The sequence below is a fragment of the Lancefieldella parvula genome, from assembly GCF_963547875.1.
Taxonomy (GTDB): domain Bacteria; phylum Actinomycetota; class Coriobacteriia; order Coriobacteriales; family Atopobiaceae; genus Lancefieldella; species Lancefieldella parvula_D.
This window is the reverse complement of sequence record NZ_CAUUSI010000002.1, coordinates 1-23,722: the sequence shown is the minus strand read 5'-3', so window position 1 is coordinate 23,722 and position 23,722 is coordinate 1. Positions and strand designations below refer to the sequence as shown.

The 23,722-nt window shown below is 45.6% G+C and carries 19 protein-coding genes; 10 read left to right on the top strand and 9 right to left on the bottom strand.

The annotated features are described in order from the left end of the window. Window positions 1–356: 356 nt before the first annotated feature. Window positions 357–1,490: an acyltransferase gene (locus RWJ96_RS01715; RefSeq protein ID WP_314018602.1), complete on the bottom strand. Its 1,134-nt coding sequence runs from the start codon at window positions 1,488–1,490 to the stop codon at window positions 357–359. A 72-nt stretch (window positions 1,491–1,562) separates the two neighbouring features. Between RWJ96_RS01715 and RWJ96_RS01710 the strand changes: the two genes are divergently transcribed. Beyond that, window positions 1,563–2,789 (top strand): Mbeg1-like protein, encoded by a 1,227-nt coding sequence (locus RWJ96_RS01710; RefSeq protein WP_314018600.1) that lies wholly within the window; start codon window positions 1,563–1,565, stop codon window positions 2,787–2,789. Here the strand turns inward: RWJ96_RS01710 and RWJ96_RS01705 are convergent. Further along, window positions 2,758–3,135: a phage holin family protein gene (locus RWJ96_RS01705; protein WP_035427752.1), complete on the bottom strand. Its 378-nt coding sequence runs from the start codon at window positions 3,133–3,135 to the stop codon at window positions 2,758–2,760. The two genes, RWJ96_RS01710 and RWJ96_RS01705, sit on opposite strands and share 32 nt — an antisense overlap. 68 nt (window positions 3,136–3,203) lie before the next feature. Next, window positions 3,204–3,476 (bottom strand): HPr family phosphocarrier protein, encoded by a 273-nt coding sequence (locus tag RWJ96_RS01700; protein WP_035427753.1) that lies wholly within the window; start codon window positions 3,474–3,476, stop codon window positions 3,204–3,206. Window positions 3,477–3,659: 183 nt separating this feature from the next. On the opposite strand from RWJ96_RS01700, the gene RWJ96_RS01695 reads away from it, so the two are divergent. After that, window positions 3,660–4,970: a hypothetical protein gene (locus RWJ96_RS01695; protein WP_314018598.1), complete on the top strand. Its 1,311-nt coding sequence runs from the start codon at window positions 3,660–3,662 to the stop codon at window positions 4,968–4,970. Window positions 4,971–5,089: 119 nt separating this feature from the next. Here the strand turns inward: RWJ96_RS01695 and queA are convergent, their stop codons facing one another. From queA to RWJ96_RS01680, 3 genes are read right to left on the bottom strand one after another with little or no spacing between them, the layout of a single operon-like run. Continuing rightward, window positions 5,090–6,253: a tRNA preQ1(34) S-adenosylmethionine ribosyltransferase-isomerase QueA gene (queA, locus tag RWJ96_RS01690; protein ID WP_314018596.1), complete on the bottom strand. Its 1,164-nt coding sequence runs from the start codon at window positions 6,251–6,253 to the stop codon at window positions 5,090–5,092. Next, window positions 6,243–6,875, bottom strand: a complete 633-nt coding sequence (locus RWJ96_RS01685; protein ID WP_314008211.1) for an epoxyqueuosine reductase QueH — start codon at window positions 6,873–6,875, stop codon at window positions 6,243–6,245. Before RWJ96_RS01685 ends, queA begins: the two co-directional genes overlap by 11 nt. Next, window positions 6,875–7,741, bottom strand: a complete 867-nt coding sequence (locus tag RWJ96_RS01680; protein WP_314018595.1) for a type II CAAX endopeptidase family protein — start codon at window positions 7,739–7,741, stop codon at window positions 6,875–6,877. The genes RWJ96_RS01685 and RWJ96_RS01680 overlap by 1 nt, the downstream gene beginning before the upstream one ends. Before the next feature lie 127 nt (window positions 7,742–7,868). Here RWJ96_RS01680 and RWJ96_RS01675 point away from each other — a divergent pair, with 127 nt between their 5' ends. The 5 genes from RWJ96_RS01675 (at window position 7,869) to RWJ96_RS01655 (ending at window position 15,230) form a co-directional block, all read left to right on the top strand. Then, window positions 7,869–9,908 (top strand): class I tRNA ligase family protein, encoded by a 2,040-nt coding sequence (locus RWJ96_RS01675; protein WP_314018594.1) that lies wholly within the window; start codon window positions 7,869–7,871, stop codon window positions 9,906–9,908. A 21-nt stretch (window positions 9,909–9,929) separates the two neighbouring features. Then, complete coding sequence (locus RWJ96_RS01670) at window positions 9,930–10,826, top strand: alpha/beta hydrolase (RefSeq protein ID WP_314018593.1); 897 nt, start codon at window positions 9,930–9,932, stop codon at window positions 10,824–10,826. 177 nt (window positions 10,827–11,003) lie between these two features. After that, complete coding sequence (locus RWJ96_RS01665) at window positions 11,004–11,435, top strand: MarR family transcriptional regulator (RefSeq protein WP_314018591.1); 432 nt, start codon at window positions 11,004–11,006, stop codon at window positions 11,433–11,435. Beyond that, window positions 11,420–13,321, top strand: coding sequence for an ABC transporter ATP-binding protein (locus tag RWJ96_RS01660; protein ID WP_314018589.1), 1,902 nt, complete (start codon window positions 11,420–11,422; stop codon window positions 13,319–13,321). The genes RWJ96_RS01665 and RWJ96_RS01660 overlap by 16 nt, the downstream gene beginning before the upstream one ends. Then, window positions 13,314–15,230: an ABC transporter ATP-binding protein gene (locus RWJ96_RS01655; protein ID WP_314018588.1), complete on the top strand. Its 1,917-nt coding sequence runs from the start codon at window positions 13,314–13,316 to the stop codon at window positions 15,228–15,230. The genes RWJ96_RS01660 and RWJ96_RS01655 overlap by 8 nt, the downstream gene beginning before the upstream one ends. Before the next feature lie 71 nt (window positions 15,231–15,301). Here RWJ96_RS01655 and RWJ96_RS01650 read toward each other — a convergent pair whose 3' ends face one another. Next, window positions 15,302–16,012: an HAD hydrolase-like protein gene (locus RWJ96_RS01650; RefSeq protein ID WP_314018586.1), complete on the bottom strand. Its 711-nt coding sequence runs from the start codon at window positions 16,010–16,012 to the stop codon at window positions 15,302–15,304. A 171-nt stretch (window positions 16,013–16,183) separates the two neighbouring features. Here RWJ96_RS01650 and RWJ96_RS01645 point away from each other — a divergent pair, with 171 nt between their 5' ends. Then, window positions 16,184–18,454 carry a tetratricopeptide repeat protein gene (locus tag RWJ96_RS01645; protein WP_314018585.1) on the top strand — a complete coding sequence of 757 codons (2,271 nt, stop codon included), beginning with the start codon at window positions 16,184–16,186 and terminating at the stop codon, window positions 18,452–18,454. Between the two features lie 91 nt (window positions 18,455–18,545). Here RWJ96_RS01645 and RWJ96_RS01640 read toward each other — a convergent pair whose 3' ends face one another. Next, the gene (locus RWJ96_RS01640) at window positions 18,546–21,191 is read right to left on the bottom strand and encodes an N-acetylmuramoyl-L-alanine amidase (RefSeq protein WP_314018583.1); all 2,646 of its coding nucleotides are present in this window, start codon (window positions 21,189–21,191) and stop codon (window positions 18,546–18,548) included. 113 nt (window positions 21,192–21,304) lie between these two features. Between RWJ96_RS01640 and RWJ96_RS01635 the strand changes: the two genes are divergently transcribed. Continuing rightward, complete coding sequence (locus tag RWJ96_RS01635) at window positions 21,305–21,967, top strand: HAD family phosphatase (protein WP_314018581.1); 663 nt, start codon at window positions 21,305–21,307, stop codon at window positions 21,965–21,967. 87 nt (window positions 21,968–22,054) lie between these two features. Here the strand turns inward: RWJ96_RS01635 and RWJ96_RS01630 are convergent, their stop codons facing one another. Beyond that, a complete protein-coding gene (locus RWJ96_RS01630; RefSeq protein WP_012808976.1) occupies window positions 22,055–22,258 on the bottom strand; it encodes a cold-shock protein in 204 nt (67 codons plus the stop codon). Between the two features lie 345 nt (window positions 22,259–22,603). On the opposite strand from RWJ96_RS01630, the gene RWJ96_RS01625 reads away from it, so the two are divergent. Next, window positions 22,604–23,722, top strand: a 1,119-nt coding sequence (locus tag RWJ96_RS01625) for an N-acetylmuramoyl-L-alanine amidase family protein (RefSeq protein WP_396427207.1), incomplete at its 3' end; no start/stop codon positions are given.

Below are 23,722 nucleotides of genomic sequence, written 5' to 3'. Positions count from 1 at the left end.
GACTCACCATTGAGAATGCGATACGCCTTATCAAAGACACAAGCAACAAAAATGCACATTACAAAAGAAACCAATGGCACATTGCAATAAACATCATCACTAGGAATTAAAATCACAGGAAAAGGAAATCCAAAGATTAAACTAAGCAAACAAAAGCCCAGTATTCTAGTGGGATTGAACGTGCGAAGATGTGACGTTTTTATTACATTTTCGGACGCGTTATTAGAAAATTCTTTATGTTTAAAAAACGTAAAAGAGCTCATCTCTGTACTCCTTCAGTTTATATAAACCATATTTTATCTGATATTAAAATTATTTCTAATATCAACTCAATTTCTCAGATGACATAGCGAAAGCTATTTAGCAGATAATTTCAGCTTGATCTGCCTCATCAGCCACTGGAACGCCATAACTACAACAATTGTGACTACAAAGACAAAGATGCCCCGTACAAAAGCATTTCCAAGCAAGCTGTACGGGAATCGGCCAAGTCTTAGTCCCAAGAAGTTAATAACAGGAATCTGGAACAGATAGACTCCTAAAACACCAGCAGATACCGTGCTGATGCGCTTCTTGGTACCATCGGAAAGCTCCTGCAGACTTGGTTCAAGGTTCAGCACAAACAAGAACAAAGATGCCGCTTGTACTACACAAAGGAAGTTTTTGATAGTAATGGGATAACTCTGATATGTCATTTCTGGAGTTAATGGGGTTCCAAAGTTGTTAGCAATAACTCCCCAGCCAAACATAGCCGCAGACGAAAGCAAGAAAATTACAGCAAGCACAAGATTGTTTTTAGTAAATTTTGGAAGCTCGTCGTAATACGTCTTAACGTAATATCCCAGCAGATAGTAGAAAAGGCCATCGCTGTTAAACGCAGCCCATCTAAACAGCTGATCAAAGTAAACACCACGAACGCCAATGAACTCAAGTAGCGGCAGGCCAAAACTCACAAAGAGCGTGAGCGCCATAACATAGAGCAGGGTTTCTTTCTTTTGAATTACCAAAGAAAGCACAGGCGTCAAAAGATATAGATACAAAATGGTATAGATGAACCAAAGAGTGCTGTTAACGTTATTGGTTAGAAAGCGCTTTACAAAATCAGCAACACCAGCGCTTGCCGCAACCTCTTCGGCGCCCCAAAACTTTGTAGGAAAAAGCACGTACATCAGATACACCACTGCGCTGCCAAAAATGAGCGCCATCAGCGTCTTTCTAGCACGCTTCATAAAAAATGTCTTTGTGGAGTATTTGCTTCTATATCCAAGCAGATTCATGCCACTCAGCATAAAAAAGATGGGTACCGCGTAAATAAACGCTGCTTGCAGAGCTAAAGAGAAAGCCCATGTTTTAGTGTGCGCAAGAGAAAAAACGTTGAGCGAGGTATGTAACATAACAACAGCAATACCTGCCAGAATGGTAAGAACATCTGCAAAAACAAAGCGCTTCTGAACAGCAGCTGCTTTTGAAGAAACTGTAGCTTTTTCCACGGGCTTCTCCCCAAATCAATCAAACTTCCTCTATGCTTAGTATACGAAAAGTACCAACAGGAAAGAGGCATCATGGCAAATGTCGTTGACTATCTACACTGGCGCGGCGATCTGACGTTTGAGAATGATCCCTTTAACAACGTTGATAACCTGATTCTCTCAATCCTTTCCTATCTGGGATTTGGCGGCGTCGTTCCTTCTGAACGAAGCGAGAAACGCGTTCTACTTGGTGACGCTTGCGCAAAAATACTGGAAAAACTTAAAGATGACCCGTCTCTTATCACGGGATTTTCTCGCGTTGATGGAACCTTCCTTGAAGCGCTGGTCAATGCTCCTCGTTTTGCCAACATTGAACTTGGCCGCTATGTAGATCGTATTAATGTCGAGAAAAGCCTGCAGTTTGCAGCGTTTACCGTCTATCTTCCTACGGGGCAGATGTTTGTTTCTTTTAGAGGAACCGACGGTACCCTGGTTGGCTGGCGAGAAAACCTTAACCTTAGCTTCCAGGTTACTTCCGCTGATAAATCAGCAGCACTATACCTTGAGAAACGTATTCGAGAACACCTTGCAGATGGCAATAGCACTACCTGCGCAAACGTTATGGTTGGCGGTCACTCTAAGGGTGGCAATCTTGCGGCATACGCAGCAACAGTCTGCCCTGACGAGCTGCTTGGCACAATTGATCGCGTCTGGAGTAACGACGGTCCTAACATGTGTCCAGAAATTCTTCCCACCACAGCCCATAAGGTGCTTGGAGATAAATACATCAGAATTTTGCCTGAGTTTAGTGTAGTTGGCATGATTTTTGATGATCCTGCTGTTCCAAAGCTCATCGTAAAAAGCTCCGAGACAGGTATGATGGCTCACGACGGCGTTTCATGGCAAGTCTCTCGCAATACCTTTGAGTTTGCTGACGACTTCCAGCTGGAATGTAAAAAGATTAACGAGGCGTTTAGCAACTGGTATAAAGAACTCCCGCTCTCTGATCGTGAGCACTTTACTAATGAGCTCTTTGACGCTCTCTCGGCAGGCGGAGCAGTCTATTTCAGCGACATTATTAGCTCGCCCGCAAACTTACAGCCTGTTGTTGCAGCACTCACTAAAACAGAAAAGCAAACCAAAGAAGTCTTCTTTGACCTCCTTAGTTCGCTTGTCAATGCATCAGCAACATCTTTGATTGAAAACATTACCGAGTCATCGCAGATCTCTCAGATTACTTCTGCTATCTCAGAAAGCTTTGCCAAACTGGATAAAGCCCAGAAGGAACTTACGAAAGGTTCTCCTTCTTCAGACCAGTAAGGCTAATCACAATTGAAGAGACAATTGAGATAACTATTGATCCCAGGATAGCGGTGCCTAAAGAATCAATAGCAACGCCCGCATGCAGCAAATTCCTAGAAATAAAACTTGAAAGCTCAAGCATAAAGGCATTAATAAAGAGCGAGAAAATACCTAGGGTTAGCACATTAATAGGCAATGAGAGTAGCTTAACAACAGGCTTAATGCCCGTATTGACTGCTGCGAGTACTAATGAGAACAGAATAGGACCTGCCCACGAGCCTCCCACAATAGTTAGACCTGGAATTAAGGTGCAGGCCACCAACGTAGCAACAGTAGTTACAAGCCATGTTGCAACAAATGTCATACTAACCTCTCTTTGAAAAAAGCCCGGCAAAAGCCGGGCTTAACATGCACAGTATGTAAGCCGTTAGCTTACTCGCCGAAGCCGCTGTCAACAAGAGCAACAAGAGCGTCAAGAGCTGCCTGCTCGTCAGCGCCGTCGCATGCAATCTCAATCTTGGTGCCAGTACCAAGGCCAGCAGCAAGAATCATCATGATGGACTTAGCGTTAACTGGTGCGGAGTCCTTGTCAACATTCTTGATGGTGACGTTGCTCTCAAACTTCTTTGCCTCAGAAACAAAGACGGATGCTGGACGAGCGTGAAGACCAGTTGCATTGATGATAGTAGTCTGCTTTGAAACCATAAGTGGACTCCCCTTCCGGAAACCAAAAATCTACTCGAGAGTTATTCTCGATTAATCGTTACTATCGTAACAAAACATAACGTATTATATCCAATCTTATTTCCAGAAAGAACCAAATTAGACTATGATTTGCTCAAAAACAGGGTAAAAATAAAAAGTCGGAACTCTTATAGGAGGTTCACCATGGCTGAAAACGATATCCAAAACTCTAAAACCGAGGATTTGGACACAATAGATACTCAAACAACAACTTCTGATGAACAGAATGAGTCTGAGAACACACCTGAAGTCAGCAAGTCCCAGGACATTCAAAAGATTGCCAAAGACACTACTCAGGTTGTAGCAAAGGGCGTAAGCAGTGCGTTTGAGAGCGCCACAACCGCTGTTGCAGAAGGTTTCCAGGCTACCAAAGAAGTCCACAACGCTGCCAAAGAGACAAACTCTGCAAAGCAAGAGCTTAAGCAGATGCAAGAACACCTTGCTCAAGACAAGCAAGACTTAGAGCACAGAGACTACGTGCAGAGTTCGTTTGATCAAATAATTGCTGAGCAAGAGAAAATTTTTGCAGAGACCGCTCAGGTCATGAGTGATCAATCTACGCAAGTGGATCTTCTCACGGTTAAGAAAAACCAGCTTATTCAGAAGCTTGAACAGCAAAAAGTTGACGACGAAGCAAAGATTAAGCCTTACAAAGAAGTTGCTGCCACAGCAAAAGGCAGGCTGGATGATATCTCAAAGACAATCTCCGAGGCGCAGCGTGGTGTTAAAAACGCCGAGGCTCAGCTCAAAGAAGTTACCGAGAAACGCGATGCTGCTGTAGCGTCTGCAAATAAAGCACTGGAAAACTCCCAGGCAAGACAGCTTTCTCTCAGAGAAGAGCTTGCTGGTCTTAAGACAGACCCTGCTGCTAACCACGATGCAATTGTTCGTATTGAGGAAGACCTTAAATCAGAGCTTGCTCGTGCAGAGCAGGCCCAAAAGCAAGTTGAGGAACTACAGAACTCTTTCCAGTCTTCACTTGAGATGGCACAAACGCATTACTGGACCCAGGGCAAATCGTTGGAGTCCTCAGAGTCTTCTATTGATGCAGCTCGCAAAGATTATGAGCAGAAACAGCAAGAATATGACGCCGTAGTAGCTGAGGCTAATGCTCGTCAGAGGATTCTGAGCAAAGATATAGAGGATCTTGAAGAGAAAATTAAGACAGCCAAGGAGCTTTTTAACGAAGCAGCAGATAAACATGATGAAGCACAGTCAGTCATTGATGACGCTAAAGAAATTCACGCAACACCAGAAATTACTGAGGAGCTCAGAAAGTCTGTTGACGAGCAAGTAATTAACATCAATACCAAGCAGCTCACCCTTAAAGAGCTCATTACTGGCGAGAAAATCCTTCGAGAGACAACTCGTGGTCAGCGCATTGGCTTCATCATTGTTGTTCTTGGCATGATAGCGATTCTTGCGTCTTTTGTTTGGCTGATTTTTAACTGGTAATTTAGTCTTTGCCCAGACAAATCACCATATGAAAAAAGTGCTCACAATACTGTGGGCACTTTTTCTACATCTAAACTCTCAAGTTAAACGTAAGGATCATGGTCACGTAACCAAACTCGCTAAATGATGATCATGGCATCACCAAATGACAAGAAGCGGTACTTCTCGTCAATGGCACTTTGATAGGCGTCCATAATCTGCTCGCGCGTTGCAAACGCAGAAACCAGCATCATCAAAGTTGAACGTGGAACGTGGAAGTTGGTCACCATGGTGTCTACCACGTGGAACGTAGAGCCTGGCATCAAATAGAGATTGGTGGTTGCGTTTTCTCGGGCAACCATATCGCCTTTATGAGTCACTGCAGCAGAGTCTTCTGCCTCCTCAAAGCGACGAGCAACAACAGGAGGCTCAGCTGCAGGAATCTGATTATCCCAAGCACTCTCAAGCGAGCGAACACTGGTAGTACCAATGGCAATAACCTTATGACCAGCGGCTTTGGTAGCCTTTACTGCTTCTACAACTTCTGGAGCTACGTGATAGCGCTCAGTATGAATGACGTGTTTAGTAGGGTCATCCTCTGTTACCAACCTGAAGGTATCAATACCCACCTCTAGCTCAACAGATGCCCACTGAACACCCTTTGCTTTGATGGTTTCAATGAGCTCAGGAGTAAAGTGAAGACCCGCGGTAGGAGCTGCAGCAGAATGCTCGTCCTGCATAGCGTAGACCGTCTGGTACTTCTCTGGGTCTCCCTCGTATTGTGTAATATACGGAGGCAGTGGAACGTGGCCCGCTTCATGAATAGCCTCGTCAAGAGTGCGATCTCCCTGTGCTTCAAAACGCACCAGGCGACCTCCCCTGTTGTCGTCAACAAAGTCCACAATGGTGCCCGTCAACACAACAGGAGCTGAGTCTGGGGCATGCAAGCCACCTGCACGATATTCAATTACCGCGCCAGGCTTTAGACGCTTACCAGGATTTACCAGACACTCCCATACACTACCCAAAGCATCAATGTCTTCTCGACGTTTTAAAAGCAGCGTTTCTGAGACGCCGCCCGTATTTTGCTTTTTACCTACAAGGCGAGCTGGCATAACGCGCGTCTGGTTAACTACAACCAAATCGCCCGGCTCAAGATACTCCACAATATCGGTGAAGTGCTTGTGCTCTATGCGGCCATCTTCTCTATGCAGCACCAAAAGCCTACAAGAGTCTCTTGGCTCAGCAGGAGCTTGTGCAATACGTTCTTCTGGAAGGTTGTAATCAAAATCGTCAGTTCGCATGACGTGCTGCCTTTCTTGCGTCACGAGCTTCATGACGCTCTATCTGAGCCTCGGCCGCAGAATATCTGCAACCGCAATAATTTTGTCGATACATACCAAGCTCACGAGACTCTTTTGTAGCCTCGGGGTAAAACGGACGGAAATCTCTCCATACAGGCGTCAGTCCATGAGCGTGCGCAATGGACACCAGCTCATCCTCGCACGCATCAAAGAGCTGATAGGGCGAGACAGCCAGTGTTGTAGAAACGTATTCAAACCCGCGCTCAGCCGCCACACGACAACTCTCTGCCAAGCGGATTGCGTAACAAGCACGACAGCGACGATCTCGCTCAAATCCCTGAGGGGCCACAGCTCGCTCCCACTGCTCTCGCGGATCTCCTGCCACAATCACCTCAACATGAGCCTCTTCTTGAGCCCACGTAAGTAATGTCTGCAGACGCCTATCGTGCTCTTCAACTGGCTGAATATTAGGATTAGTCCAGCAGATGGTTGGCTCAAAGCCCTCTTCCCTCAGATGTTTTAAAGGTTCAAGTGAGCATGGACCACAGCATGCATGGAGCAGCAGCGGTGTTCCCGGCTCTACTGAAAGAGTCTCAATTGACTGAAGCATGTTTGAAGCCATTAGTTTTTCTCGCCTTGCGCCTTATAACATTTCCAACCTACTATAGCGCAGGCAGCAAGACAGACAAAAATGGTAACAACACTTGCTTCGATACCGTAAGCGCCACCCGAGATAAACTCAGACGCCGCAGGATACGCCGTTAAAAGCGTGGTGGGAAGAAGCGTCGTAGTAACCGAAATACCCAGAATAGGGCCAGTCACAAAGTTCCAGATAAAGTGCATAGCAATGGTCATAAGCAGGTTATCGGTAAGACAAAAAACCAGGCCATACAGGATGCCCATCAAAAAGACTGAGATTGCTGCAGCAACAGAGATATTAGGCGTTAGTCCATACGTTGCGGTAAAGAGCACTGCTTGAAGCACAAGCGCTACAGGGAAAGAACTCTTAGCGGCAACTCCAGTTTGTAGGTAGCCTCTAAACAAGATTTCTTCTGCTGCGGACTCAATAAGTGTTGCCACAAGTAAAAAGAGAGCGGCAAAAATGTTATAGGAGGCGTTGAAGTTAAAATCAAAGCCTTCAATAAGCATGATGGAGCCAAAGGTAAACAGTACCATCAAGAAGCCAAAGGTAACTCCGCGCATAAATCCTGGCCAGGAGCTTACTCGAAGACCCAAAGACCTAAAATCACGCTTATTGACGCGGGTAATCCACACAAGGATTAAGCCGCCTGCCAACATGCTTCCAAGAAGACCTAACACGGCTGGAAGGATGTCATTGGGTGGGAGCTCTCCCATAACCATCAGTGGAATATGACACACAAACATGAGTAAAAGCGCAAGGTCAGCCACAAGGAAGGGCGTCACCACAGACTTTGGTGGATCCTTTAGGACAAACTCAAGGCTTGTCTTTGGCTTTTTTCTTCCCACAAACTCTCCTTACATAATTTCTACTCACTATAGTATCGACTTCTGAATCTATTCGTGTAGTGAATCAAAAAAGATTAGAATAAGAAGATAATTTGCGTAATCTACTAATTCCAACTGCGAGGTATCCATGGCCGAAAGCTACGACATGAACATGCGCCCTCATTTTCCTAAGCGCGCTGTTATTACCGGTGGTATGCCCTACGGTAATAAAAATCTCCACTTTGGACACATTGCGGGCGTCTTTGTCCCAGCAGATTTCTTTGCTCGTTTCTTAAGAGATCGAATTGGCCAGAAAAACGTTTTGTTTATCTCGGGAACTGATTGCTATGGCTCTCCTATTGCAGAGGGCTATCGCAAAAAGGTTGAAGAAGAGGGCTACGAGGGTACCATCCTTGATTACGTTAATCATAATCACAACCTGCAGAAAAGCGCTCTTAACGCCTACAATATCTCGCTTGATTTCTACGGCGGTTCCGCGCTAGAACCCGCCGCAAAGATCCACGAAGAGATGGCTGACAGCATCATGCACCGCCTCTACGAGCGCGGTAAACTCTCCAAGCTCTCAACTAAACAGTTTTACGATACCGAGGCTCACACATTCCTTAATGGTCGCCAGGTCAATGGACGTTGCCCTATTAAGGGCTGCAAGTCAGAGAAGGCTTATGCAGAAGAATGCGACCTGGGTCATCAGTTCAACCCAGAGGAGCTCATTGCCCCTATTTCGCAGCTCACCGGCACCACGCCAGAGCTTCGTCCTGCACCAAGCTGGTACTTTGACCTGCCACAATACAAAGAGTTTCTAAACAACCTGGTAGAAAAGTGGAAGAACAACCCACAGATTCGCTCAGTTGTTACCTCTACCGTTCAAGAGACTCTGACCGAGCCTATTATCTATATCCAAAATTCCTACCGCCAAGACTTTGATAGTGTTGCCTCTTCCCTCCCAGCTCATAGTGTCATTGAGCCAGAAGGGAACGCCTCTTCCTTCTCTGTTGTTTTTGAAAACTGGCAAGATAGAGATGAAGCTCGCGAGAAACTCAAAGAGGCTGGAATTCGTTTTAGAACAAGCAAGACCCTCCTGCCTTATCGCATGACGGGCAATATTTCTTGGGGTCTTAAGTCTCCTGACATTGAGGACCTCAAAGATCTTACTATCTGGGTTTGGACTGAGTCCCTTTGGGCTCCTATCACCTTCACACGTGCTGCTCTTTCTGAAGACGCCAGCAACGGTGGTTCTCGCTACTCTTCTGACGAGTGGCGCGATTGGTGGTGCAGCGATGATGCTGCCGTCTACCAGTTTATTGGTCAGGACAACATCTTCTTCTATTGCATTGTCCAGAACCCACTGTGGGATGCACTCGATTGGGGTCTTATCACCGATACTCCCGTTGCTAACTACCACATTCTCTTTATGAACAAGAAGGCCTCCAGCTCTGGTGCTATCAAGCCTCCAATGGCCGAGGAACTCCTTGAGTTCTACACTCCAGAACAGCTCCGCGCTCACTGGCTCTCGCTTGGCCTTGATCAGCGCGCCGTGTCCTTCTCGCCAAAGGCTTTTGATACCTCTGTATCCAGGAAGGGTAAAGATGGTCAGCCAGATCTTCTGGTAAAAGATGACCCTCGCGTTGTTGATCCAGCGCTCAAGGAGTCCGCATTCCTCACTAACATCTTTAACCGAATGGCTCGTAGCTGCCTGTATGGTGCAGCCAATGCGTGTGGTGGTCACCTGCCTATCAGTGAGCCTCACCAGGAAGTTATCGATGCTGCTCAAGAGGTACTGCTTAAGTACGAGCAGCTTGCATACGGCTTTGACGCACACTCTGCACTTGCCGCTGTTGATGAGTACGCTCGCGCAGAAAACAAGCGTTGGGGCGAGGCTTCCAAGGCCGCTCAGGGCAATGACGAGGCCTACGACCAGGCACTTGCTGATGCATTCTATGCACTCAAGACCATCACGCTGCTTATGCACCCGGCTGTTCCGGAAGGCTGCGAGCGCATTGCAGATGCTCTCAACTTCCCACATGAGGAGTTCTTCTCTTGGGAGAACGCCTTTATGGGTCCAAAAGAGCTTGCAGCAAAGCTTGGCCAGAGCGCAGAGGAGCACCAGCTTGAAGAGCTCCCTCCTCGCTTTGACTTCTTCAAAGCACATCCAAGCCAGAAGAACTAAAACACGCAGCTAGGAGCATACGTGGTTGAGTTTCCACCCGTCTACCGCCCAAAACCTTATAGCAAGCCAACAGCACACCTGAAGAGCCATCTTCGGGTGTTGCTTGATGACGGCGCAGAAATTGCAACGTTTGTCTACACTCCCCACACCTCTGATGGCGAGAAACCCTGTGAAGACCTCGCTTCAACTGCGGCTTATTTGGCGTCTGTTCCCGACGATAGCTTTGCTACACCCATTGTTTTTCTCCACGGAAATGGAGAAGAGCACGGCATCTTTGGCACCATCATTGACGAAGTATGCAGCCGCGGCTACATCGCAATTGGTATTGATTCAAGAGATCAGGGTTTAAGCACCCGAGGAACTGCTGCCTTTACCTACGAGCAGATGGCAGAAGATGCGTATGCTGTCCTGAGGCAGCTTGGTGTTTCATCTGCTCATATTGTGGGCTTTTCTGACGGAGCTATTCTTGGTCTTCTTCTGGCACGTGACTATCCAGACGTAGTTGTCTCTCTCGTATCTATCGGAGCAAATCTTGAGCCTGACACGTTAGGTGATATGACCTGGCTATATGAAAGTATCGAGGGCAATAAACGTTGGGCAGCTCAAGGTTGGGAAGGCGCTGTTCTAGAAGATGGCTATCCCGTTCCCTCGCCTGCTGAGGCGGCTCGTATTGCAGAGCATCTGGAGCTCATGGTAGATAATCCTCATATTGACCCCGCGTCCCTTGAACACATCTCCGTTCCTGTTGTTGTCATGGCAGGTGAATACGATGAGATTTATCCAGAGGAAACTCGCCGTATTGCTGAGGCAATTCCTACCGCTCGACTTCTCTTCATTCCAGGATGCCCTCACAACGTTCCTAAGGTGTCTCCTGGTGCGGTAATTCGTAGGTTATTTGCAAATTTTGCCTACCTTTAAAAACAGAGCTGGAACTCTAACCTGATTTACCTGCTTTTATTTCAAGAAAATAAAACTTCGGTACTTAATTGTTAAGTACCTTGCTATCTCAAAATTTTTGAGTAAAATACCTTACAAGAATTATTTCTGTTATGGGAGGTACTCATGCATCAAGCACCTACCTCACCTACTCAAGAGATGCGCATTATTCGCAATCTTGGCCATCTAGGTCATTATCTTTACATCACGCGCGGATGTCGTGGCGGTCAACAATTTATTTTGACTGCGCTCTATCGTGATGGAGATATGACACAAAAAGATCTTCTCGCCAAGACAAAGAATACCTCTGCATCTCTTTCAGAAATGGTGAGCAAACTTGAAGCAAAAGGTCTTGTTGAACGTACACGCGTAGACAAAGATCGCAGACAAACACTTCTTTCTTTGACAAAAGAAGGTCGAAAACAAGCAAAAGAAGCTCAAGAGGCCATCGAGTCATTTGAAGCACAGGCTTTGTCGGTTCTTTCAGATGAAGAAAAAGTTACATTCTGCGCATATCTAGATCGTTTAGTTGAACATTGGGACACAATTAACAGAGATGAGAAGGGAGAAACAGCATGTCAGAAGAAGTAACTTCAACTGAAGAACTTGAAAACATGGTTGAATCAACTGAAGCAGAAACTGCTATGGTTCCCTCTGCCCTGACAGGTATTGCAGATGTCAGTAATCTTTCCATTAAAGAGATTGCTTTAGTGCTTTCAAAGAGTATCGGCGAGTTCAAAAGAGACACTATCCTCACTCCTCTCTTTGTGTTAATTGAGACCATCTTAGAAATTCTTATTCCTTTTAGAACAGCTAATCTTGTTGATACGCTTCGCACAGGGGCAGAACTAAACGCTGTCATTCAGTCTGGAGCTGTTCTTGCTGCTATGGCAATGCTGTCGCTGCTGTTTGGAACACTATCCGGTATTTCTGTTGCCAAAGCATCCACGGGCTTTGCGCGCAATCTTCGCCGTGATATGTTCCGTAATATCCAAAATTTCTCGTTTACCACTATTGATGCATTCTCTTCGTCATCGTTAGTAACACGCCTTACTACGGATATTTCTAACGTACAAATGGCATTTATGATGCTCATCCGCATGGCCGTTCGTGCTCCATTTATGTTTATTGCAGCGTTTATTGCTGGCTTTATCATGGGTGGCTGGCTTGCCATTATTTTTGTTGCCGTCATGCCTCTTCTAGGAATTGGCCTCTACTTTATTATTTCTAGAGTCATTCCTATTTTTAAAAAGGTATTTAAGAGATACGACGCACTCAATGAATCTGCTGAAGAAAACTTGGCTGGTATCCGCGTTGTTAAGTCATTTGTAAATGAAAACTTTGAGCGTCAGAAATTCGATAAGGCTTCAGAAGAGCTGCGCGAAGATTTTACAGCAGCCGAGAGGCTCATGGCTCTGAACTCTCCATTTATGAACTTCACTATTTACGTGCTGTTTGTCTTCATTCTGTACTTTGGCTCGTATCTGATTGTTTCTTCTCAGGGAACTGCATTTGGCGTTGGACAGCTTTCTTCGCTTATTACGTATGGCTTTATGATGCTTATGTCACTCATGATGCTTTCCTTTGTCTTTGCCATGATCATCATTGCAGAAGAAGGTGCTCGCCGCATCTGTGAGGTACTTCTTGCAACTTCCACTATTAACAACCCAGAAAATCCTCTGACCGAGGTTACAGACGGATCCATTGATTTTGAGAACGTTGGATTCTCCTATTCCGGTCCAGAGGGTCGAGAAGCCCTGTCTGGTGTAGATCTTCACATCAACTCTGGTGAGGTCATCGGTATCATCGGTGGTACCGGTTCTGCAAAGTCCACGCTGGTGCAGCTCATTCCTCGACTATACGATGTAACCGCTGGTAGCGTTTCTGTTGGTGGACACAATGTCAAAGACTATGACATTGACACTCTTCGTGGTGCTGTTGCCATGGTTCTTCAGAAAAACGTTCTCTTTAGCGGCACCATCAAAGAGAATCTCCTGTGGGGTAACCCTGACGCTACCGATGAAGAGATTCTTGAGGCAGCTCGTCTTGCTCAGGCTGATAGCTTTGTTCAAACCTTCCCTGATAAATATGAGACTCATATTGAGCAGGGTGGCAACAACGTTTCTGGCGGTCAAAAGCAAAGACTCTGTATTGCGCGCGCACTGCTTAGGCGCCCAAAAGTACTTATTCTTGATGACTCTACCAGTGCTGTTGATACAAAGACTGATTCTTTAATTCGCTCTGGTCTTAAAGATTTCTTGCCTGATACCACCAAGATTATCATTGCTCAGCGTACTTCCAGTATCGAAGAATCTGACAAGATTATTGTTCTGGATAACGGCCGCGTTAACGCAATTGGTACGCACGAAGAACTCCTGAAAGATAATCCAATCTACCGCGAAGTGTACTTCTCACAGAACAAGCAAAGTGTTGATGAAAATCAGTCTCAGGAAGGTGAGGTGACTTCTCATGAGTAGGACAACAGAAACAAACAACACAAGACCAAAGCTTCCCGTGGGAAAAATTCTTACTCGAACCATTAAAATGCTCTGGGAGTTCTATCCTGTCCTTCTCCCTATAGCACTCCTTGGTGCTGTTATCCAAGCAATTATGCAGTCACTCCCAAGTGTCTTCTTGGAGCGAATCCTCTCTATCATCTCTAACTTTATTGATAGTGGTGACTGGAGTTCTGCTGAAGGCTTAGTCTTCCAGAACGTGGCTCTTCTCGCCACCTTCTACGTCATTGGACTTCTTGCAAATATCATCTCTACCCAGGGTATGGCTATTGTCACCCAGGGAGCTCTGCAAAAATGGCGTTCAAAGATGTTCTCGCACATGCAAGACTTGCCTATTAGGTACTTTGATACGCACCTCAATGGCGACATTATGAGCTATTACACCAATGATATTGACGCAATGCGCCAAATGATTGGCACCAGTCTTCCAAACCTCCTCTTTACCTCTGTGGTTATCATCGCAGTAGTATTCATCATGTTTTACTACAGTGCACTTATGGCCATGGTTGTTCTGTTTGGATTCTCTTTGATGGGCCTTGCTACTAAAAACCTTGGTGGTAAGTCTGCAAAGAACTTTGTTAAGACTCAGAAGACTACCGCAGATGTTGAGGGCCACATTCAGGAAATGATGAATGGCGAGAAGGTCGTTAAGGTCTTTAGTCATGAGGCAGAAACTATTGAATCATTTGACAAAATCAACGATGAGCTGATGGTTGTTGCAAGAAATGCAAACCTTTATGCCAACACGCTTATGCCCATCCTCAACAATCTGGGCAACATTATGTACGTTGTAGTTGCTGTAGTTTCTGGTGTGTTTATTACTCTGAACATTCAAAACGTTTCTTTGTCTGGACTGCCTTTCACCATTGCTGTAGCTGTCCCCTTCCTCAACATGACACGTCAGTTTTCCGCTCAGATCAACCAAATTTCTAGTCAGATTAACTCTGTTGTTATGGGTATCGCTGGTGCTAATCGAGTTTTTGAGCTACTTGATGAACCAGCAGAGACTGAAGAAGGTTACGTTACGTTAGTCAACGCAGAAACCATTGACGGTAAAGTTCAGGAAGCTGAGTACCGCACCGGTTACTGGGCTTGGAAGTATCCACACAGTGACGGCACGGTTACTTACACCCCTGTTAAGGGAGACGTTCGTCTCTTTGATGTTGACTTTGGCTACGAGCCTGGCCACACCGTGTTGCATGATATTTCTCTTTATGCAAAACCTGGTCAGAAGGTTGCCTTTGTTGGCGCAACAGGAGCTGGTAAAACAACCATTACTAACCTGCTCAACCGCTTCTATGACATTGAAGACGGCAAGATTCGCTATGACGGCATCAACATTAACAAGATTAGGAAGAGCGCTCTTCGTCGTGCTCTCGGTATTGTTCTGCAAGACGTCAACCTCTTTACAGGTACCGTCTTGGATAACATCCGCTACGGCCGTCTTGATGCCACTGATGAGGACTGCGTGAAAGCCGCAAAACTTGCCGGTGCCGATGACTTCATCAGACGTCTTCCTGACGGCTACCACACCATGCTCAAGGACAACGGTAGCGCTCTCTCCCAGGGACAACGTCAGCTCATCTCCATTGCTCGCGCAGCAGTCGCAGATCCACCCGTTATGATTCTGGACGAGGCTACCTCCAGCATTGACACACGTACCGAAGCAATTGTCCAGCGTGGTATGGACGCTCTGATGTACGACCGCACCACCTTTGTTATTGCTCACCGTCTTTCTACGGTTAGAAACGCAGATGTTATTGTCGTACTTGACCACGGTCGCATTATTGAGCGCGGTACACACGACGAACTTCTCGCCAAGCGAGGAACGTACTACCAGCTCTACACAGGAGCCTTTGAGCTTGAGTAACGTCTGACACGCAAAACGCAAAACGCCTTGTCATCTTAGCGACAAGGCGTTTTTTGTGTATGTAACGGTTCTTAGGCGAGAAGAACGTGATGTAGATCTTCTACCGTATCTACAATTGCAACCGCATCCGCATCGATAAGCTCCTGTTTATTGGTCGTTTTTCCATACAAAACGCCAATGCACGGAATCTTATTTGGGAATGCTGCTTCCATATCAAAACGGCGGTCCCCTACCATAACGCTTTCAGAAGCATCAAAGCCAAGCTGGCGCATAACGTGAGCAATAGCAGTGATTTTATCAGTTGCTGCCTCATCTATTCTTCCAGCATAGGCATCAAGAACACCAATAAGGTTGTTGTCCCTAAGCCCCATCTCTAGCATGGGCTGATTCTTTGAGCTTGCTACGGCAACCTTTTTACCGGCGGCATGAAGGTCATCAATGAGGTCTCTCATACCCTCAAAGAGTGGCCATTTTCCTGTAGTTACATAAAGCTCTCGATAACGCTTAGTAACCGCAGCAGCGTCCTCATGGCTTAAGCCAAAGACTAGCTCAAACGCATAAGGAAACGGCGGTCCTACAAGCTTTTTAAGGTCTGATTCGATAAAGTCTGTGTGGCCGCAGTCTGTCATTGCCATCTTTGCAGTAGAAACAATGGTGGGCAACGTGTCTGCCATAGTCCCATCAAAATCAAAAATAATAAGCGAGCGATTCTGCAGATCTGAAACTGCATCAGAAGCTATCAGTGCTTTGTTTGTATCAGTTACGTTTTGCATTATTGCCATGTCAATCCAATCATCTACGTATGTGAGTATACCGTTCATGGCGCAAAACTAACCAGTCAATGACTTTTTCTTCTCGCCTGCCGAATTAACTATTGACAGCTGAAATGTCGTACACCAGCAAAGGTATATAGTTAACTATAGATGAATCAGTATGCCTAACTTGGGAGGTGTATGATGACTCGTCAGGAAAATAATCCAGAAGCTAAGCAACCTGGAAGAAACAGGCTTGGAAAACTCTATCCGTCTCTCGTCAATACAGACGTTCTGCCTGATGAGTCTCTAGACGCTGTACAAAATAATCAACATGTTGGTTCTATTGATCAGACTGGTTGGCATACAAAGCTCAATATTGAAGCGCTTTCTCTTACGCTTACAGAGTCCATAACCCCTCTTGAAGTGCTCAAACATTTTGTAACTACAGCATTTTTGCGTGAAAAAGATTCTCACCGAAAAGGTGGATCTGTTGCCATCCCGCCAAGTGATTTTGAACTGCACCTAGCCCAGCGACTAAAAGATGCCGGTGTTCTCGATGCGCAAGACATTACTATCCCCTGCCGCGTGGTGCGCCTGCGTACCAATGGCCTCTTTTATCTGCGCGCTAATCAAAAAGCACTTTCTTATGAGCAGAAGATTCAGCTTCTTACTATTGAAAGCGCACTAAACACTGCCCTCTTTGCAGAGCGATACTTTCTTGATGCAAATATGGCATCTGAGCTTGACTTACTTGCTTTTGAGCAAAAGATTGTTTCTACCATGATGAAGCAATCTCGCCCCCGCTGCGCCACCACTCAAAGCACCCAAGAGGATGGTGAGTGGGTTGTCCGCAAAGCCATCTCTCTACACATTGAAAGCCTGCGTCTATCTCAGCGTCTTGTCACTGAGTTTAGGACCAACGTACACAAGGGAATTGCCGCCTTTAGGGTACACCTGGCCCTTCCAGAGCAGTTCCCAAGAAGCTTTCTTGACAAAGATGGAAGTATCAAAGAAGCAACCTTTGATGACCTCAGCCGTGCGGCAACCGCTTACAACTTACACCTTGGTATGCTCATCACCGCAAGTGCTTTTAGAAGCTCGAAGAGGATTAACGAGGTATGGCTCTCTGGCATATGCAATACAAACAAGCTGCATGCCTGTCTTTTCTCGTTCCACATTACTCGCAAGCAATTTGAAGATACAAACATTACAGAAGATACTAATCCGCTTTCTGTCTATCAGCTCTGGAACGCGCAAATTAACGAGGCAGATGGCATTCTTCATGCAGTACAGCCGCTCTTTACCTTAGACAATGAGATATTCTGCCCACCCAGTAGATACGATTTTGTTGAGTCTTCTCAAAAACGCCTTGATAGCGTCGCAGCTCACGCACTAGGCACCGATGAAGTGTCGGGGCTTTCTATTGATGAAGGTCAGGCGCGAGAAGAAATTATCACCAAAATTTTGCGCAACCTCTCTTCTTCTACAGAAGAAAACGTCCGCACTATCTTGTCGTATACCGCAAACTCCACCGATCCTACGGTGCGAGCAGCGGGAGAACGCGTGGTTTCTCGCTTTATTAAGGGTACGCTTGCAGAAGATGACTTTGAGGCTATTTCAGAAGAGTTTGTTGACGGAGGCGTTCTTTCCTTGGCGGTTACCAAGGCCCAGCGTCTTATTGGCGAGAAAAACTATCAAGACGCAGAACTGCTCCTACGCGAAGCGCTGGACTCTGTTGATGGAAATAACACCTACACAGATACAAACACCACTCAGTGGCGCGTATTTATGAACTACGTCGATCGAGTGCTCTACAACAGAATTCTCTCTAATCCCGAGAAAAACACTCGTCTAGCTCCTATGTCTTACTTTGAGGCACACCTTTTGGTATCTATTGCTCAAACGCTTCAGGGACAAACTCAAAGTGCTCTTCAGCACGCGAGAAGGGCTGTGGAAATTGCACCTTTGAGCATGAGTGCAAGGCTACATCTCTCCCACTGTCTTGAAGAGTCGTTGGACATTACTGCAGCGGCAGATGAACTCAAGAAGCTCCTGCTGCTTGCCCATGACCCAGAGAGTATTGGGTTTGGCTATTATCGCATGGCATTCTTCCAGTGGCGTTTGAGACATCTTAAAGCTGCTCAAGCTTGCTATCAGTTTGCCTTGAAGTTCTTACCGGGAGCTACATTTATTATTGGCACCGAGACAGCTATTCTTGCGCAAACAGAGCCTGAGTTTAGCTGCGATGAACTGAGCGATGATGAGATTTACGCCACGCTCATAGAAAATCAAATTCCTGTTGCTCCGACAGATGAAGTCTCTACTATTTTCTTGGATGGTACGAGAGCCTCGCTTGATGCAGAGCTTTTTAGTGTGGCCAAGAACTTCATGATGAACCTAGGAATTATGACGAAAGATGACGTCTATTTTGACATGCTCAACTCCATTGAAGGAGAGCCTGATAGATAAATAACTCAACTCAACTCAAACTCACAAAGAATTGGCATAAAAAAGGAGTTCCGATTTCTCGGAACTCCTTTTGCGCAATGTGCTGTGACTTTTACAGCTCATTCATTACGCGAACAAGCTTTACAGCATAGTTCTTATCCATTGCCCACGTACCAGCAAGCTTACGAATAATGTTGGCTTTCTTAGCAAGAATCCATGCTCCGTAGCGCTTGTCAACCTCTTGAGCTTTGCTTGGATCAACGGTCAGTGGCTCATAACCTGCGTATGCACGAAGGTGCAAGGCCTGCGCGCGGAGTCCCTTAAGAACGGTATCAAACGAGAGTCCACGCTCACCATTTCCTGTTGCACCCATACCACCAAAGTTGCACTGCTCAGGAAGGACATCGCCACCAAAGCGAAGGTTACCTGTCTCAATCATGACCTGCGCATAGAGGAGCTCTGGACGAACTCCCTCATCAATTGCAGCCTGCCATAGCTGGTTTACAAAATCGGTCCCTGTTGCAGCGCCCTTCTCGGCATAGACGGCTGGATAAGCAGAACCTACGCGCTTGTTGAAATCTCGCTGAAGGTCCTCTTTTGTGACAAGAGGTGCTCCAAGAACGCTAGTGCGATCAGAGAAATTACCGCGAGTTGGTTCAATTGGAGAACCGTCATCAGCTGGAGTGTTGTTAGCGTCTCTATTATCTCCGCCATTACCACCGTTGTTGTTATCTGCAGACTTGATGTTAAGAACGCCATTTGCATCTGCGTAAGCAACACGACCATCAGGAAGAGTGACATTTTGAGAGCGCAACAATCCATTACTCTGATCGAAGTAATAGTATGAGCCGTTAATTACCTGAAGACCAAAGAGAGCACCGTGCTCTTTTGTATTTGGATCAAAGTACCATGTCTTGCCATTTGGTGTATTAAACCAACCAGAAACAAGAGCACCATTAGATTGAGCCCAAGCCCAGACATTATTAGGCATTTCTACCCAGTCATTAGCCTTCATGCCGCTATTGGCATCAACGTAGTATGACCCGCTAGCTGTGATAACAAGTCCAGTCTTCATCAGTGGATACTCAGCATTCTCATCAAAGTAGAACCACTTGCCGTTAGACATGTACTTCCAGCCAGAGTAAAGAGTACCGTCGTCATTAAGCCAGATCCAATCTCCATTAGCAAGATTGACCCAACCGCCGTAAATCAGACCACGATTCTGATCAATGTAGTACTTCTTGTTTCCGTCAGTCATAAGACCAAAGGTAGCGTGATAGCTGTTGTTAGCATCAAAGTAGAACCACTTGCCATTTGGCATGTACTTCCAACCTGCGTGCAGAGAGCCATCTCCTGTCGCCCAAGACCAAGAATCATCAGCCTGGTGGACCCAGGAATTCTTTGCCATTCCATTAGTCTCATCAAAGTAATAAGACTTACCTGAAATAGTCCTCTGACCAAGAGCGGCAGCGTTATGAGGTGTAGCTGCGTCAAAGTACCAAACCTTACCATTTGACGTAGTAAACCAGCCAGAAACAGCAATTCCCCTGGCATCAAAATAATGCCAGCCATCATCATCTTTAAGCCATCTGCTTACGTAAGCAGTGCCGTTGTCGTCGGAATACATCCATCCTTCAGCAGCTCTGCGCCAGCCATAGGATTCTTTAATCTTAGCGTCATAGTTTGTCTGTCGGGTTACTTCTTGACCATCAGAAGATCTTGCTGTGATATACAGGGTGTAACGGCCGCTAGCAGGAAGCGTAAAGGTAGACGAAGTTGCCGTTGTATTAGATGCAACCGTTACCTTTGTTCCATCTGGACCAACATAGCTGTAAGTAAATGTTGCGTCAGTAACTACGCCAGTAAGAACTGGTTTTAAAGTGACATCGTTATCCTTTTGAGCTACTGAAACACTGCTCATGCTCCACCAGGTATCAGAGCTGTACATTTCCCAAATTGCCCATGCATCTGCCCAGCCAATGTAGTCAACCTTGGAATTATCGCCAAGGTCTTTAAACTCAGCAGCATGTGCTGGATTAGAGATGAATTGATGCTCAATAATTACGCCAAGAATTCCCTTTTGACGAGCATAGCGGACAATACCGTAATAATCGGACTCATCGCCATTCTCGTAATAGTCTGTTCCGTATTGGTCGTTGTAGCCACGCTCAGTAGCTCCATCACCGCGGGTAACAATACCAACTTTATTTCTGAGGTAATAGTTAACCTTGCCAGCAAAAACTTGACCGGAGAGATAAAGATCATAGTTGTAGCTTACCTTATGAGGAACAAGTACCTCTGAGCCCGTTGCAGATGCAGGGCCGGCATTGTAGTGAAGTGAGATGATGGCGCAAGCGTTTGCATCAACAGCACGCTGTACGCGCGTCTTGATCGATGGATCCTCGTGTTCTCCACGAACAACAACAACCTGTACACCCCATTTTTCCAGATACTTCTTGGCGTACATGGCAGTGGCCCAAGCCAAATCTCCCTCTTTGAGTCCAAAGTAGGTAGCACCTGGATCTCTGCCTTCAAGGCCGTCACTGTGACCTGGGTCAAGCGCAATAGGTCTGCCAGTTGCACGAGCAAGTGCTACGGCATCTTTTAGTGATTCACTCTGGATAATGTTTCCTTGGGCATCCATTGTGGTGTAGGTAGTTGCATATGCGTTTTGAACTGTTGTTACAAACAATGCTGCGACAACAAAGAACAAAACAGCAAGCAATTTACCGCGAGTATTAAATAAGCTGCGTTTCATGCGGTCCTCCGAAAAGTATTGGTTTACTCCTCTTCATACTTGCTAAAAGTTTACACTAGACTGGCACGTCAACAATAAAAAACACAAGCTCACCGCAACTTGATTGGAACTCTGTGATTTTCTCGACACTTGAAGATATTCTTGCAACAGATTTTGAAGCAGCGATCTTTGATTTTGATGGCACTATTGCTCATACACACCATATTTGGAAGCTTGTTGACCAGGAGTTTTTTGAGTCGCGAGGAATCCCTTACACTCCAGAAATTGGCAAGATTCTCTCCCCTCTTGGATTTGAAAGGGGAGCCGAATGGGCAATTGCCACCTATGGGCTAAAGGAAGATCCAGAAAAGATTGTCGCCGAGTGGAAAGAACTCAGTAAAAGCTTCTTTGTAAACTCCGTGCAGCTTCGACCTGGTGTTGTTGATTTTATTGGCAAGTTACAAGAAAAAGACATCCCTACTGCATTAGCAACTGTCAACGAGCCAGAGCTTCTTGCTCTTCTTGAGCCTCGTTTACATCTATCCACTCTGTTTGATACTCAGGTGTTTGCAGCAGATGTTGGATCTGCAAAAGATGAACCTCATCTGTATCTTGAGGTGCTTAAACGTCTTAATACTCCAGCCGAGAAAACAATTCTGTTTGAAGACATTCCACTGGCTCTTCAGACAGGAAATTCTGTTGGCCTTATCACCTGTGCTGTTAATTGTGATGATGAGCATCAAGATATCGAGAAACTCTCTGAACTTGCCGACCTTACCATCAAGCATTGGTATTAAAGCTCTTGGTTACTGCAACTGTATAAATAGCGATGTAACAAAAAAGGAGACCCGAAGGTCTCCTTTTGATGGTAGTGTTCGCAAGTACTAGATCTTGTGGACGCTAGAAGCCTGGAGCTTACCGTTCTGGCCGGTGGTAATCTCAAACTCGACAGGCTGACCCTCATCGAGAGTCTTGAAACCGTCCATCTGAATCTCGGAGAAGTGTACGAACAAATCGTCGCCATCCTCACGAGAGATGAAGCCGTAACCCTTGTCTGGATTAAACCACTTTACAGTACCCTGAGCCATTTCGTGCCTTTCTTTCTTAGCCCCGCAGGGCAAAACTGCGCCTGTGGAGCGCGATACCGTGACGTTTCGCCACGTGGAATATAATAACCTTAATCAACAACTTATGTGGCGAGAAACCACTCATGGAGATTTTCACACCATCTACCGGAAGAGCCACAGGTAATCAAGCTGTTTTCCAGCATTTATTTATGGATATATCTGCTATTAAACGTTTTTTATCTCATTAGTTGAGCATTTTTTCATAGAAGATAGAGAATTTGTATAGGATTAATTTACGGGAACAATAACAGACACATCAAACTATTATTTATATAGAAAGTTATCCCTTCAAAAAAGGATATGCCAATGAAAAAGAAGACATGTTTGTCCAGCAGGCCTTCAATGCAAAAGCTTATTGCAGTTGCTTCGTTGAGTGCAGCTCTACTTTGCGGACTCCACGCTACTCCTGCTCTTGCAGAAACTACTGATACATCCGCAGTAAGTGCCCCTGAATCAACTTCTAAATCCAATTATCCAAAATTGAAAGAAGTTGATGGAAAGGTATATTTTTATACTGAAGATGGAACTATTCTAAAAAGTCAGTGGATTACTTATGGCGATGATAAATATTATGTAGATGAAACTGGAGCTGCAGCATCTGGTTTCTATACTACGCCTGATGGTAAAACCTGGTATTTTAATTCAAATTTTTTTCCATACGCTCGATACGGATTAATTTATTTCGACCAAAAAACGCCTGATAATCAATATGTTTACTACTACGTAGATAAAGATAACGGCTTGATAAAAAACAATTGGGTTAAAACAGATCATGGTTGGAGCTGGGCCGGAGCTGATGGGCGTTTTATTGAAGGATGGTTTACTGCTCCTAATGGTACAACCTGGTATTTAACTGTTAAGACTGAAGGGGGTGCTCCGGTTATTACTGACGATGCCTCAGTCAATGGAAAGCTGTACTTCTTTGATCCTTCGACAGGACTTTTACGAAATTCTTGGGTGAATATGGGCCAGGGTGTAGAAGATTGGTACTGGGCTGGTCCAGATGGCGCTGCTGTCTCTGGCTGGTTTAAAACTCCAGATGGCAAAACTTGGTATGCCGACCCAGAAGGTTACAATGCAGTGGTAATGGGCGGAATAGCTATTGATGGTAAATATTATTTCTTTGATCACAGTAATGGCCTTGTTACCCATGGTTGGATTGAGGATGATGGTGAATGGGCTTGGATTGAAACAGTAGGCTCTGTTTATTCTGGCTGGAAACACATGCCAAATGGTAAGTGGTTCTATTTTGGTGAAACAGAATTCCCTATGATTAATAAGGATTTTGTCTACACTACTTACAGCTTCCCTGTGCTTAAGAAAGGTGTCTTCACTATTTCCAGCGGAACTTATTACGTTGACGTAAATAATGGAATGACTTCTAACGATTGGGTACAGCTCCCTAATGGCGGTTGGGCTTGGGCA